Genomic DNA, 13,846 nt, shown 5'->3' on the forward strand with positions numbered 1-13,846 from the left:
AAAATAGTAGAAAAGTCCAAAAAGGAGCTCTTAATGAATACAAAAGAATTGATTGCTAGCGAGTTGGCTAGCGTCATTGATAGCCTGGACCAAGAGGCTATTTTAAATTTACTGGAAACCCCTAAAAACTCAGAAATGGGAGACATCGCCTTCCCTGCTTTTTCTCTTGCCAAAGTCGAACGTAAAGCACCTCAAATGATTGCGGCTGAACTGGCTGAAAAAATTAACAGCCAAGCCTTTGAAAAAGTTGTAGCAACTGGTCCTTACGTTAACTTTTTCCTTGATAAATCTGCTATTTCTGCTCAAGTATTGCAAGCAGTTATCACTGAAAAAGAACACTATGCTGACCAACATATTGGCAAACAAGAAAATGTTGTTATCGACATGTCTAGTCCCAATATCGCTAAACCATTCTCTATCGGTCACCTGCGCTCAACTGTTATCGGAGATAGCTTATCACATATTTTCCAAAAAATCGGTTATCAAACGGTCAAGGTCAACCATTTAGGAGACTGGGGTAAACAGTTTGGGATGTTGATTGTTGCCTACAAAAAATGGGGAGACGAAGAAGCTGTAAAAGCTCATCCAATCGATGAACTTCTTAAACTCTATGTCCGCATCAACGCTGAGGCTGAAAATGACCCTAGCTTGGATGAAGAAGCACGCGAATGGTTCCGTAAACTTGAAAATGGCGACGAGGAAGCTCTCGCTCTTTGGCAATGGTTCCGTGATGAAAGTTTAGTGGAATTTAACCGCCTTTACAATGAATTACAAGTCGAATTTGACAGCTACAATGGAGAAGCCTTCTACAACGATAAGATGGATGCAGTTGTAGACATTCTTTCTGAAAAAGGCCTCCTTGTTGAATCAGAAGGTGCCCAAGTTGTGAATCTTGAGAAATATGGAATTGAACATCCAGCCCTTATCAAGAAATCTGATGGTGCAACTCTCTATATCACACGTGACTTGGCTGCAGCCCTTTACCGTAAAAATGAATACCAATTTGCCAAATCTATCTACGTCGTTGGTCAAGAGCAATCTGCCCACTTTAAACAGCTCAAAGCTGTCTTGAAAGAGATGGGCTACGACTGGAGTGACGACATTACTCACGTTCCTTTTGGTTTGGTTACAAAAGAAGGCAAGAAACTCTCTACTCGTAAAGGGAATGTCATCTTGCTAGAGCCTACTGTTGCTGAGGCTGTTAGTCGTGCCAAAGCCCAAATTGAAGCAAAAAATCCTGAACTTGAAAATAAAGATCAGGTAGCCCATGCTGTTGGGGTTGGAGCCATTAAATTCTATGACCTCAAAACCGACCGTACAAATGGATACGACTTCGACCTAGAAGCTATGGTATCCTTCGAGGGTGAAACTGGACCTTACGTTCAATATGCCTATGCTCGTATTCAATCTATCTTACGCAAAGCAGACTTTAAACCAGAAACTGCTGGCAACTATAGCTTGAATGATGCAGAAAGCTGGGAAATCATCAAACTCATCCAAGACTTCCCACGTATTATCAACCGTGCGGCGGATAACTTTGAACCTTCTATCATTGCAAAATTTGCAATTAGCCTGGCTCAAGCCTTCAACAAATATTATGCACATACACGTATCTTGGATGAAAGTCCAGAACGCGACAGCCGTCTAGCACTCAGCTACGCAACCGCAGTCGTTCTCAAAGAAGCCCTTCGCTTGCTTGGAGTAGAAGCGCCAGAGAAGATGTAAATCGTTACAAGAGACTGGAACTAAAGTTCCTAGTCTCTTGACGGCAATCGCTATATGGCGAATTGCCTAAACGCTTCACTAATTCACCCAACCAAATAATATCGATTTGGTTGGGGTCATGTCGTAATCTTTTAATCACTTTATTGTAAAGCAATCTAAGTAACTAACGCCAAATCCTATCAGAGATTTGGCTAGGCGCTTCACTAGTTTTAGGACATAAATATGATCGATTTATGTCCTAAAATGTCGTAATCTTAAAGTTATTGGAACTAAAGTTCCTAATTGTTAGACGCTAGCCGCTTATATGCGGACTAGCTAACTGCTTCACTAGTATTGTAATAGAAATAATATTGATTTCTATTACAATACGTCGTAACTATGTGGCGCATTGCCTAAACGATTTACTAATTCACCAAACCAAATAATATCGATTTGGTTTAGAGACTTATCAAGTTTTACTGACTTGTTCTGCTATTTTAGATCTACTAAATCGATTTATTCACTACTACTTCTTTATCATACAGGGAGATTTCCTATGAGCCAATATGCTTATATCCTCGTTGTGATTAGCTTGGTATTCCTTTTTCTTCTCAATAAGTACGAGAAAGAACGGCTTCAAAAACTCTACCAAGAACAACTTTTGAAGGATGAAACATTTAGGTCTGACATCAAAGAAAAAATTCACACGACTGAAAATATCAATGATGTCATTGCTTACATCAATAAAACTTATCATCTGGGAATGTTATTATCAAAAGACATTACAGATCAATTGAAATAAACCTAACTATTCTTTAAGGAATATCAAAACCGAGACTGAGAGTTTAACACTTAGCCTCGGTTTTTGTATATTTTTCAAGTCACAAAGCAACCACTCCCCAGCAATGCAAGTGCAAAATCCTATAGAATATGATAGAATAATGGAAAGGACTCTATTAAGGAGGAAAACATGGAAAAACAAACCATCGCCGTCTTGGGGCCTGGTTCTTGGGGAACTGCCCTTTCACAAGTCTTAAATGACAATGGACACGAGGTACGTATTTGGGGAAACATTCCCGAGCAAATCAATGAAATTAATACCTATCATACTAACAAACACTATTTTAAAGATGTCGTTCTAGATGAAAATATCATTGCCTACACTGACTTAGCAGAGGCATTGAGAGATGTCGATGCGATTTTGTTTGTTGTCCCAACAAAAGTGACACGACTTGTTGCTCAACAAGTTGCAAAAACCTTAGACCATAAGGCTATTATCATGCACGCATCAAAGGGATTAGAACCTGATAGCCATAAACGATTATCAACCATCCTTGAAGAAGAAATCCCTGAACATCTCCGCAGTGATATTGTCGTTGTTTCAGGGCCTAGTCATGCGGAAGAAACCATTGTTCGTGACCTGACTTTAATCACTGCTGCTTCTAAGAATTTACAAACAGCTCAATACGTTCAGGAGCTCTTTAGTAATCACTACTTCCGACTTTATACCAATACGGATGTTATTGGAGTCGAAACTGCTGGTGCTCTTAAAAATATTATTGCTGTCGGTGCTGGAGCTTTACATGGTTTGGGATTTGGTGACAATGCTAAGGCAGCCATCATCGCTCGAGGCTTGGCAGAAATTACCCGCTTAGGGGTAGCACTCGGTGCCAGTCCATTGACCTATAGCGGCTTGTCTGGTGTAGGAGATTTGATTGTAACGGGAACTTCCATCCACTCTCGTAACTGGAGAGCTGGAGATGCTCTTGGTCGTGGAGAATCTTTAGCTGATATCGAAGCCAATATGGGCATGGTGATTGAAGGAATCTCAACGACTCGAGCAGCCTATGAACTAGCGCAAGAACTTGGAGTCTATATGCCAATTACACAGGCCATTTACCAAGTTATCTACCACGGAACCAATATCAAAGATGCCATTTATGACATCATGAACAATGAATTTAAAGCAGAAAATGAGTGGTCTTAACCCTCTAAAGAAAGGATTCTTATGACATCAAAAGTTAGAAAGGCAGTCATCCCTGCCGCTGGACTCGGGACTCGATTTTTACCAGCAACCAAAGCACTTGCTAAAGAAATGTTGCCAATTGTAGATAAACCAACTATCCAATTTATCGTAGAAGAAGCTCTTAAATCAGGTATTGAAGATATTCTGGTTGTCACTGGTAAATCAAAACGTTCTATTGAAGACCACTTTGACTCAAACTTTGAGCTTGAGTACAACCTCAAAGAAAAAGGCAAGCATGACTTGCTAAAATTGGTAGACGAAACAACTGGCATTCGCCTTCACTTTATCCGTCAAAGCCATCCTCGTGGTCTTGGAGATGCTGTCTTACAAGCAAAAGCTTTTGTGGGGAATGAACCCTTCGTTGTCATGCTTGGTGACGACCTAATGGATATCACAGATGACCACGCTGTTCCTTTGACAAAACAATTGATGAATGATTACGAGTCGACTCACGCATCAACAATTGCTGTTATGCCTGTCCCTCATGAAGAAGTTTCAGCATATGGAGTTATCGCTCCTCAGGGTGAAGGGATTAATGGTCTCTACAGTGTCGAAACTTTCGTTGAAAAACCAGCTCCAGAGGATGCTCCAAGTGATTTAGCAATTATAGGGCGCTATCTGCTCACACCAGAAATTTTTGAGATCCTCGAAAATCAAGCTCCTGGCGCTGGAAATGAAATCCAGCTTACCGACGCTATTGATACGCTTAATAAAACACAACGTGTTTTCGCCCGTGAATTTACAGGAGCTCGTTACGACGTTGGGGATAAGTTTGGCTTTATAAAAACATCTATTGACTACGCTCTCAAGCACCCACAAGTCAAAGATGACTTGAAAGATTACCTTATCCAACTTGGAAAAGAATTGGCTGAGAGGGAATAGAATTAGTTTCCAGTTAATAAATTAAGTCTCCAGCAAGTTGACTCTGGAGACTTAATTATTTTACAAATTTACATACAATTTAAAAATTTATGTGATATGTCTCTAAATCTACCAACTCAACCTCAGTCCTTAATGACAGATTACAGATTTTCAATCAAAAATCGATTTGAAGTTTTAATGATATTTGCTATTTTGGGGACTTTTAAATCATCTGTATACAGAAAATGTTTTTTCTTCTCCTTATTTTTAGCTAGAAACTCACTTCTTGCTTGTATTGATAAGTTGCCCACTCTTTCAATTTCTTTTCGAGAACCATCCCTATCTTTCAAGGTTTTTTCTTCGGCCATTAAGACACAATATTTTAGACCAATTTGTTTTTCTTTTAAGAAGGTTGCAATTTTCTTTAGTTGCTCTTCAAAAATGACATATTCTATCACAACGGTAATGCCTCGGTCGATGAAATTATTGATCAGACTGATGATATTATCCCAAAATAAATCCATGTAATAACCATCATCTTCCCAAGGAGCCACGAGTCCTCCTTTAATCATTAAATAAATCATGTCGCCTTCAATTACTGCACTTTTCTTAAAAGAATAGGCCAACTCCTTACTGACTGTGCTTTTCCCAACGCCTGGGGGGCCTGAAATAATGTAAACACAATTTTCCAACTTTACACCTCTTTTATTCTAATAATTCTTCAATCAATTTCTAATATTATAACATTTTCTATTTTTAAAATATATAACAAGACTGATACAACACTATATTCTAGAAACTTACGATACAAAAGAAATAAAAAAGCACACCATTCTCAATTTTCTGCAAAAAACCTTTTTACAAATGACTTCTTCGCGATAGAATGGGCGCTCACTTTCTCAAATCATCTACACACAAAGACTTATTTTTAGAGCTGTGTTGTTTCGAATGGTTCCAACTCACATTAAAAGCTACTCATTTTTAAAGTAGCTTTTTTCTTATTCAAGTTTACATATTAGTCGTCACAACCCCATTCCCTTGTAGAAAAGCAAAACTGTGAGTCCTACGAACAACACTAACGCTACCAGTCTCTGACTAGCGCTATACATCCATCTTTCGCCTCGAACTGGAAAGATAACTGCTAGAAATGCACCACCGACTGCACCACCGATATGACCTGCTAGGCTGATTCCTGGAATCAGAACACTTCCAATAATGTTAACAACAAAAAGAGTCAGATAAGATTGGCCTAGCTGTTGGATATAAGGATTACGCGTTGCATAGCGAAGAACAATAATCGCAGCAAATAGCCCATAGAGAGAAGTAGAAGCTCCTGCTGCTAAGGATTTTGGACTAAATACAAAAACAAAGAGATTACCCATCATTCCTGATAAAAGATAGAGAAAGAAAAACTTCTTGGATCCGAAAATTCCCTCTACTTGCCTACCAAGATAATAAAGCGAAAGCATATTGACAATGAAATGCTCCCACCCAATATGAACAAAAATGGCAGAAAAGAGACGCCAAATCTGCTTGGGGAAGAGCCGAATAGCAGGCCCATACATGGCTCCAAATCGAAATAAGGTATCCGCCCTGTCAAAGTTTCCGCCTGCAGTGACCAACATTAGTAAAAATACCAAGGCTGTCACTAAGAGGAAGAAACTCGTCACAGAGTAACGTCTATCAAAGATTTCCTTCATCAATTAATACCTCCTGAACAGGAATATCATGCTTTTCAGGGATAAAGTCCTGAATTTGACAAGGATATGTCGTACTCAAAGTATGACCAGAAAAATGTTCCAAATAGCGATCATAATAACCTCCACCGTAGCCAATCCGATATCCTTCCGTCGTAAAAGCCAGACCAGGAACATGAATCAAATCAATCTGAGAGGCCTCCACCACTTCCAAATCTCCCTGTGGTTCCAGTAAGCCAAAGGAAGTTTTTACCAACTGTTGCGGATCATAGACCACAAAGTCCATGCGCCCCTTGGGATAAGTTTTGGGTATCAAAACCTTCTTGCCGTCCTTCAGCGCCTGCTCAATCAGTTCCTGCGTTTGAAACTCATGAGAAAAAGAAAGATAGGTTGCGATGATCTCGGCTTCTTGGTAAAAGGGGTGTTGTAAAAGTCGCTCAGTTAAAGCTTGGTCTATAAATTGTTTTTGCTCTCGAGGTAAAGCCTTCATTTCTTGTAAGACTTGCTTACGTAATTCCGATTTCATAGACAACCCCTCTACTCTGCTGCCTTCTTTTTCAGGAAACTAGAAACCGCATCTACCCCAATGGCTAAGGCTTCTTCCTTAGGACTCATCTGAGGGTGATGAAGGGCGTAGGGACTATCGATACCTAGCCAAAACATCACGCCATCAACCTTTGAAAGAAGATAACCGAAGTCCTCACCTGTCATAGCAGGTTCTATATCAATCAGATCGATTCCGTCTTTTTCTTCAAAGAAGTCCATCAGTTCACGCGCCAAGGCTGGATTGTTCTCAACAGGCAGGTAACCACCTTGTTTGAGTTCCACTTCGACTTCCATACCAAAGGCTGCTGCAACCCCTTCTGCAACTGTTTTGACCCTCTTTTGCACCAAGAGACTCATATCCTGAGTTAAGGCCCGAATAGTTCCATGTAAAAAGGCTGTGTCTGTGATGACATTGTTGGTTGTTCCGGCTTGGAAAAGACCAAAGGTCACCACTGCTCCCTCGATTGGATTAACATTGCGGCTGACAACTGACTGCACCTGGGTCACAAAGTAACTAGCCGCCACCAAGGCGTCATTAGCTTCATGTGGAAAGGCTGCGTGTCCTCCTTTGCCTTTGAAACGAATCTTCACCTCGCAAGTCCCAGCAAAGAGTGTATGGGTATTGGTCGCAATCTGACCAACCTTCAAATCCGGCCGAACATGGAGACCATAAAACTGGTCTGGTAGCCAGTCTCCAAAAGCGCCATCCTCATACATGAGCATACCACCAGCTTCATTTTCTTCCGCAGGTTGAAAAAGGAAGAGCAGATTATTTTTCTGTTGCTCCTCAAGGGCGCTCTCAAGACAGCCCAAGGCAATAGTCATATGAAAATCATGGCCACAGGCATGCATCCGACCTTGATGTTGAGAAGCGAAAGGGAATCCTGTTTGTTCAACGATAGGCAGACCATCAATATCTGTTCTCCAACCAATAGTACGCTCTGGCTGACTTCCCTGCAAATAAACCAAAATACCTGTCCGCCAAGTCCGAACTTGGACAAACTCCTTGCCCGCAGTCAATTTTTCAATCACATCTAGCAAATAAGCCTGAGTCTTGAACTCCTCCAAGCCAATCTCTGGAATCTGGTGCAAATCTCGTCTAGTCTGAATCAAATCTAACATCTATCTATCCTCCGATATAGCAGAAAGAGGCTGGAAGAAGGGTTCCGCCTCTTTATTACTTTTACAATTATAAGGTACGAAGCGCATCCTCTAGCGCTGTTTTTTGTTGGGTTTGGGCATCAATCTCTTTGATAATACGAGCTGGAACACCTGCCACCACCACGTTTTCTGGGACATCTTGGGTAACAATAGCTCCTGCTGCGACAACTGAACCACTACCGATTTGGACCCCTTCGATAACCACTGCGTTGGCACCGATGAGAACATTGTCTCCAACACGGACTGGTTCTGCGCTAGCTGGCTCAATCACACCTGCCAAAACTGCACCTGCACCAACGTGGCTGTTTTTCCCAACGATAGCACGGCCACCAAGGATGGCACCCATGTCAATCATGGTTCCTGCACCGATTTCAGCACCGATATTGATAACTGCTCCCATCATGATAACAGCATTGTCACCAATTTCAACCTGATCACGGATAATCGCACCTGGCTCGATACGAGCGTTGATAGCACGTTTGTCTAGCAAGGGAACTGCAGAATTACGAGCATCTTGCTCAACAACATAGTCTTGATTTTCTACCAAACCATCGAGAAGCGGAGCCACATCTTTCCAGTCTCCAAATAGGACATTCCCTAGTTTGACAACAGAGCTAGGTACAGCAGTTGCGAGTTGTCCCTCAAAGGTTACTTTCACACTGGTTTTCTTTTCAGCATTGGCGATAAATTGGATAATTTCTTGAGCGTTCATTTTTGTAGCAGTCATAGGCGCCTCCTAGTTCATTATAATGATACCTATTCTACCAAAAAAGGCCTCAAATTTGAAGCCTTTTTGTTTGTTTTTAGGTATGATTTTTAGGGATGTGAGATAAAACGTGCTGTCGGTAAAAGCAAGCCCCTACCGATACAACCTAAAAACACTCTTCACAACTATCTCCCCGTGTTTTATTGACTATTCTAGTATAGCACACTTTTAGAATTAAGAAAAGACTTTTTATTTACTTTCTTTCGCTTCTTCTACCGATAGGAAAATCATAGGCAAAATAATCAAGGCCATAGCTAGAAGGAGGGACCAATCCACTACCAAGCCTAAAAATAAAACGCTCAAAAGGGCAGACGACAGGGGTTCACTGGCACTGATAACGGAAACCACCAAAGGAGAAACCAAGGACACAGCCTTCATGGAAATAAAAAAAGCAAAAGCCGTCCCAAAGAAAGCGATAATGAGACAAATCAAGATGCTCCAAATATCAGGAGTAAAGGAAAGTTGGTAAACCGGCGAGAGGACATTGCTAAATAAACCTGCCAAAATCATCCCCCACCCAACGGTGGGAACAAAACCATAACGCTTAGCAAAAGGTTGAGGTAGGATAACATTAAACATAACACCCATAGCGCTCAGCAGACCTGTTATAAGTGCTAGTGGCGTCATGGATAACTGAGAGAGATCGCCTTTTGTCGCCATCAAGCTAACACCCAGCATGGCAACCAAAACATAGAAAATAGCGCTTTTTGAGGCTCGTTTGTGATAAACCAAGCGATTGTAAAAGAGGATAAAGACAGGGCTAATAAACTGTAAAATAGTTGCTGTCGCTGCATTTGAGTATTCTACACAGAGATAGAAAAAATACTGAACTGAAAAAATCCCTAAAATAGCATAGGCCAAAAAGGGCAGGTAATTTTTCTTGTCTCGCCAAATATCTAACACTTGCGATTTTAATTGCATTGCAGACCAAATGAGCACAAGACTCCCTGCCAGTGTCAAACGCATAGAGGTAATCCAGCCCGAAGACACCTGATAATGAGTAAAGAAATACTCTCCTAAAATTCCACAGATTCCCCAGATTAAGCCGGATAGGAGTGAATAAATGGTTCCTTTAACAATCTTTTTCTGATACTGATTCATACCTTTATTGTAACACGAAAGGAAAAAAGAAAAAAGTGGCAATCAATACCACTTTCCTATCTTCTACTATTTGATTGTGTTGATGATGAACTTGATGTACTGCTAGAACTACTACTTGAGCTACTACTTGAACTTGGTGTAGATGAGAAACTACCAATAATACTTGACCAAGCGTTTTGGTAATCTGCTTCGCTTCCTCCAATAGCAAAGTGATAGCTTGTTGTAGGAGCTCCCGCCTTATTAGCCCAATAGCTCGTTACAGTAGGACCTGAAAGATCCACTGTTTTTCCATTAACGGATACTTTTCCTGGCTTCTGTCCTGTAGATCTGAGGACCTGAGATTGGGTCACACTAGAATCAAGATTAAAGCGTTCATTGCCCCAAACACCAGGTTCAGCCTGTTGGATAGCATTGACCAAGTAAGCCATATATTTGGCATTTCGATAATGCCCAGCTCCCTTAGCCATTGGGCGGTTATCGTCATGCCCTAGCCAACCACCTAGAGTCAATCTTGGTGTTGACAGCATGAGCCACATATTTTCATCTTCATTGGTTGTACCAGTCTTACCAATCCAGTCTGCACGAGCTAAGCTTGAATTGATAGAAGCCAAATCCGTTTGGAAACTTGAAGTGATCCGAGATGAGATCACCTCACGAAGCAAACTCTGCATAATTGTTGCTGTTCCCTTCGAATACACTTGAACTGGCTTGTCTTGGAATTCATAGATTACTCTACCGTCAGGTGATTCAATCTTAGAAATCACATGTTTCTGATGGTAGACACCGTTATTAGCAATTGTTTGATAACCATTGGTATGCTGAGCAACTGTGACTTCAATCCCACCACCCATAGGCAAACTTTCGATACCGTACTCCGGAATCTCGTAACCCATTTTCTCCATGTAACCCTTGACATCGACACCCTTCTCACGAAGCATACGATAGGTCCAATAGGCTGGGATATTCCACGAATAGTTCAAGGCTTCACCCAAAGTCATCATACCCGTACCTGGACTATTTACATACATGATAGGATTGCCATTAGAGAATTTTGTTGGATAATTGGACAAGATACTAGCGCTTCCCATCAAACCTTGGTCAATGGCAATACCGTAGGCCAACAAAGGTTTGGTTGTAGAGGCTGGCGAACGCTTGGTGTCGAAGGCGTGATTATTTTGGTTTGTCTGGTAATTACGACCACCAACGAATCCTAGAACAGCCCCCGTTTGATTGTCCATCAAAACATTCCCTACTTCAGGCTGACCAGTCGAATCATCTACCAAATGACCGTAGTTAGCAACAGCATTTTGCATGGCGTTATGGATTTTTTTATTGATTGTTGTAGTGATTTTGTAGCCGCCATTGCTTAGTTCCTGCTCAGCTCGCTCATGATAGGCCTTTTGAATCGACTCGTTTTTCAACTCTTGGCTAGAAACATTGTCCTGTTGAACTAAATAATCATACATACGGTCTGTCGCTTCAGCCATAGCCGTAAAGTAAAGGTAATCTCTTGAAACAGCATTAACAGTTCCCGATGGCAAGAAGTCTTGTTTTATATTATAATCCTTGTACTGGTCGTATTCTTCCTGAGTCAAAGCACCCGTACGATACATGTTATAGAGAACTCCCTTGGCCCGCTTCAAACCAAGTTCTAAGTCTTCATCACTCTTTAACTCTCCAGTATTTTCATAAGGGGAATAAGTAATCGGACTCTGTGGCAAACCTGCTAGGAAGGCAGCTTGGGGAATACTCAACTTGTTGGCATCGATACCAAAAATCCCTTCAGCAGCTTGCTGGGCACCTGCAATATTCTGCCCTTTATGATTTCGACCAAAGGGAGCGACATTGAGATAAGTAGTCAAAATTTCATCCTTACTCATGCTGCGTTCCAAAGCAAGGGCATCAACAATTTCTGTAGCCTTACGAGCCAAAGTCGGAGCATCTCCGACTACTTGTTGCTTGATTAACTGTTGGGTCAAGGTCGAGCCCCCGCTAGATGAGCCCAAACCTGCAAAGGTTCCCAAAGTCGCTCGAATCACAGCTTTTGGCACAACCCCTTTATGTTCAAGAAAATGTTCGTCCTCAGTTGCAACGATAGCCTTTTTGAGATTGTCTGATATTTCCTCAGATGAAACAGAAGTTCGCAGTAGGTCACTCTCGATAGAAGCAATGACACTCCCATCTGCATAAACAATTTCTGAGATGGAAGAAATATTTTTAACCTGCTTGACCAAGTCCTCCGCTTGGGGAACCTTAGCCTTGTCAAACAAAGCAACTCCATAACCAAGAGCTACACCAGCACCAAAAAGCCCACCGATAAAGCCTAGAATAAAGAGAGTATTCAAAATTCCCTTAATAGCAACTAAAATGCCACCCAGGATAGACAGGATTTTCCCACCTGTCACATCCGACTTCTTCTTATCTGAGACTTTCTCTGATTTTTTATGATTTATTTTTAATTTTACTCGCTGGAAAAATTCCAGCATTTTTCGTTTTAATTCATTTAATTGATTTTGCATGGATTTCCTCACTCTATCTATTATACCATAAAAGGTAAACTTTCAATAAAATAGCCACTTTCTTCCCTATTCTACTAGGCTATTGCCCAAGTTTGTGATACAATAGGTAGAAACAATATTTTTAAAAAGGAGAAAAGACACATGCACATTTTTGATGAGCTAAAAGAGCGTGGTTTGATTTTTCAAACGACTGATGAAGAAGCTTTGCGTAAAGCCCTAGAAGAAGGTCAAGTTTCTTATTATACTGGCTACGATCCAACTGCTGACAGCCTTCACCTAGGCCACCTTGTCGCAATCTTGACAAGTCGTCGCTTGCAACTAGCAGGTCACAAACCTTATGCGCTCGTTGGCGGTGCTACAGGTCTCATTGGAGATCCGTCCTTCAAAGATGCTGAACGTAGTCTCCAAACAAAAGACACAGTAGATGGCTGGGTCAAGTCTATCCAAGGACAACTTTCTCGTTTTCTTGACTTTGAAAATGGCGAAAACAAGGCTGTCATGGTCAACAACTACGACTGGTTTGGCAGCATCAGCTTCATTGACTTCCTCCGTGATATCGGAAAATACTTCACTGTCAACTACATGATGAGCAAAGAGTCTGTTAAAAAACGGATTGAAACAGGAATTTCTTACACTGAGTTTGCTTACCAAATCATGCAAGGTTACGACTTCTTCGTCCTTAACCAAGACCACAATGTGACGCTACAAATCGGTGGTTCTGACCAGTGGGGAAATATGACAGCTGGTACTGAATTGCTTCGTCGTAAGGCTGACAAGACAGGCCACGTTATCACTGTTCCATTGATCACAGATGCAACTGGTAAGAAATTTGGTAAATCAGAAGGAAACGCAGTCTGGCTCAATCCTGAAAAGACTTCTCCATACGAAATGTACCAATTCTGGATGAATGTCATGGACGCTGACGCTGTTCGCTTCTTGAAAATCTTTACTTTCTTGTCACTTGATGAGATTGAAGACATCCGCAAACAGTTTGAAGCAGCTCCACACGAACGCTTGGCTCAAAAAGTCTTGGCTCGTGAAGTCGTAACACTTGTTCACGGTGAAGAAGCTTACAAAGAAGCCCTCAACATCACTGAGCAACTCTTTGCAGGAAACATTAAGAACCTTTCTGTCAAAGAACTCAAACAAGGACTTCGTGGAGTACCAAACTACCAAGTACAAGCAGACGAAAACCACAATATCGTGGAACTCCTCGTGGCATCTGGTGTGGTCAACTCAAAACGCCAAGCCCGTGAAGACGTCCAAAACGGAGCTATCTACGTCAACGGTGACCGCATCCAAGATCTTGACTATGTCTTGAGTGATGCTGATAAGTTAGAGAACGAACTGACTGTTATCCGTCGTGGGAAGAAGAAATACTTTGTATTGACTTACTAAACTATTCAACATTTATCTATAAACAAAGGAGTTACCCTCAAGAAAGGTAACTCCTTTTTGCTGTTAA

At 41.3% G+C, this 13,846-nt stretch carries 12 protein-coding genes; 5 read left to right on the forward strand and 7 right to left on the reverse strand.

Annotated features, from left to right (window positions below; all coding sequences use genetic code 11):
* Window positions 1–33: 33 nt before the first annotated feature.
* From argS to galU, 4 genes are all read left to right on the forward strand, one after another.
* On the forward strand, window positions 34–1,725 hold the full coding sequence (gene argS, locus ABKJ27_RS08715; protein WP_265476410.1) for an arginine--tRNA ligase: 1,692 nt from the start codon (window positions 34–36) through the stop codon (window positions 1,723–1,725).
* A gap of 535 nt (window positions 1,726–2,260) precedes the next feature.
* Complete coding sequence (locus tag ABKJ27_RS08720; protein WP_042751768.1) at window positions 2,261–2,506, forward strand: hypothetical protein; 246 nt, start codon at window positions 2,261–2,263, stop codon at window positions 2,504–2,506.
* Between the two features lie 168 nt (window positions 2,507–2,674).
* Entirely contained in the window at window positions 2,675–3,691 is a 1,017-nt protein-coding gene (locus ABKJ27_RS08725; RefSeq protein ID WP_000415060.1) for an NAD(P)H-dependent glycerol-3-phosphate dehydrogenase, read from the forward strand.
* A gap of 21 nt (window positions 3,692–3,712) precedes the next feature.
* The gene (gene galU, locus ABKJ27_RS08730) at window positions 3,713–4,612 is read left to right on the forward strand and encodes a UTP--glucose-1-phosphate uridylyltransferase GalU (protein WP_410011693.1); all 900 of its coding nucleotides are present in this window, start codon (window positions 3,713–3,715) and stop codon (window positions 4,610–4,612) included.
* 140 nt (window positions 4,613–4,752) lie between these two features.
* Here the strand turns inward: galU and ABKJ27_RS08735 are convergent, their stop codons facing one another.
* The 7 genes from ABKJ27_RS08735 to pbp1b form a co-directional block, all read right to left on the reverse strand.
* Window positions 4,753–5,283, reverse strand: coding sequence for an AAA family ATPase (locus ABKJ27_RS08735; RefSeq protein WP_410011694.1), 531 nt, complete (start codon window positions 5,281–5,283; stop codon window positions 4,753–4,755).
* A 330-nt stretch (window positions 5,284–5,613) separates the two neighbouring features.
* Entirely contained in the window at window positions 5,614–6,291 is a 678-nt protein-coding gene (locus ABKJ27_RS08740; RefSeq protein ID WP_410011695.1) for a rhomboid family intramembrane serine protease, read from the reverse strand.
* Window positions 6,275–6,814: a 5-formyltetrahydrofolate cyclo-ligase gene (locus ABKJ27_RS08745; RefSeq protein WP_410011696.1), complete on the reverse strand. Its 540-nt coding sequence runs from the start codon at window positions 6,812–6,814 to the stop codon at window positions 6,275–6,277. Before ABKJ27_RS08745 ends, ABKJ27_RS08740 begins: the two co-directional genes overlap by 17 nt.
* 11 nt (window positions 6,815–6,825) lie before the next feature.
* Window positions 6,826–7,956, reverse strand: a complete 1,131-nt coding sequence (locus ABKJ27_RS08750) for an N-acetyldiaminopimelate deacetylase (RefSeq protein WP_261150606.1) — start codon at window positions 7,954–7,956, stop codon at window positions 6,826–6,828.
* Window positions 7,957–8,023: 67 nt separating this feature from the next.
* Window positions 8,024–8,722, reverse strand: a complete 699-nt coding sequence (gene dapD, locus ABKJ27_RS08755) for a 2,3,4,5-tetrahydropyridine-2,6-dicarboxylate N-acetyltransferase (protein ID WP_000127460.1) — start codon at window positions 8,720–8,722, stop codon at window positions 8,024–8,026.
* Window positions 8,723–8,950: 228 nt separating this feature from the next.
* Complete coding sequence (locus ABKJ27_RS08760) at window positions 8,951–9,862, reverse strand: DMT family transporter (protein WP_410011697.1); 912 nt, start codon at window positions 9,860–9,862, stop codon at window positions 8,951–8,953.
* Between the two features lie 56 nt (window positions 9,863–9,918).
* Window positions 9,919–12,381 (reverse strand): penicillin-binding protein PBP1B, encoded by a 2,463-nt coding sequence (gene pbp1b, locus ABKJ27_RS08765; protein ID WP_410011698.1) that lies wholly within the window; start codon window positions 12,379–12,381, stop codon window positions 9,919–9,921.
* A gap of 141 nt (window positions 12,382–12,522) precedes the next feature.
* On the opposite strand from pbp1b, the gene tyrS reads away from it, so the two are divergent.
* Window positions 12,523–13,779 carry a tyrosine--tRNA ligase gene (tyrS, locus tag ABKJ27_RS08770; RefSeq protein ID WP_061590130.1) on the forward strand — a complete coding sequence of 419 codons (1,257 nt, stop codon included), beginning with the start codon at window positions 12,523–12,525 and terminating at the stop codon, window positions 13,777–13,779.
* Window positions 13,780–13,846: the final 67 nt, after the last annotated feature.

The sequence above is a fragment of the Streptococcus sp. KHUD_011 genome (genome assembly GCF_046352925.1).
Taxonomy (GTDB): Bacteria; Bacillota; Bacilli; order Lactobacillales; family Streptococcaceae; genus Streptococcus.

Excerpts from the sequence above, each read along its gene's own strand:
- argS (WP_265476410.1), top strand. The coding sequence starts at position 34 with ATGAATACAAAAGAATTGATTGCTAGCGAGTTGGCTAGCGTCATTGAT.
- ABKJ27_RS08720 (WP_042751768.1), top strand. The coding sequence starts at position 2,261 with ATGAGCCAATATGCTTATATCCTCGTTGTGATTAGCTTGGTATTCCTT.
- ABKJ27_RS08725 (WP_000415060.1), top strand. The coding sequence starts at position 2,675 with ATGGAAAAACAAACCATCGCCGTCTTGGGGCCTGGTTCTTGGGGAACT.
- galU (WP_410011693.1), top strand. The coding sequence starts at position 3,713 with ATGACATCAAAAGTTAGAAAGGCAGTCATCCCTGCCGCTGGACTCGGG.
- ABKJ27_RS08740 (WP_410011695.1), bottom strand. The coding sequence starts at position 6,291 with ATGAAGGAAATCTTTGATAGACGTTACTCTGTGACGAGTTTCTTCCTC.
- ABKJ27_RS08745 (WP_410011696.1), bottom strand. The coding sequence starts at position 6,814 with ATGAAATCGGAATTACGTAAGCAAGTCTTACAAGAAATGAAGGCTTTA.
- ABKJ27_RS08750 (WP_261150606.1), bottom strand. The coding sequence starts at position 7,956 with ATGTTAGATTTGATTCAGACTAGACGAGATTTGCACCAGATTCCAGAG.
- dapD (WP_000127460.1), bottom strand. The coding sequence starts at position 8,722 with ATGACTGCTACAAAAATGAACGCTCAAGAAATTATCCAATTTATCGCC.
- ABKJ27_RS08760 (WP_410011697.1), bottom strand. The coding sequence starts at position 9,862 with ATGAATCAGTATCAGAAAAAGATTGTTAAAGGAACCATTTATTCACTC.
- pbp1b (WP_410011698.1), bottom strand. The coding sequence starts at position 12,381 with ATGCAAAATCAATTAAATGAATTAAAACGAAAAATGCTGGAATTTTTC.
- tyrS (WP_061590130.1), top strand. The coding sequence starts at position 12,523 with ATGCACATTTTTGATGAGCTAAAAGAGCGTGGTTTGATTTTTCAAACG.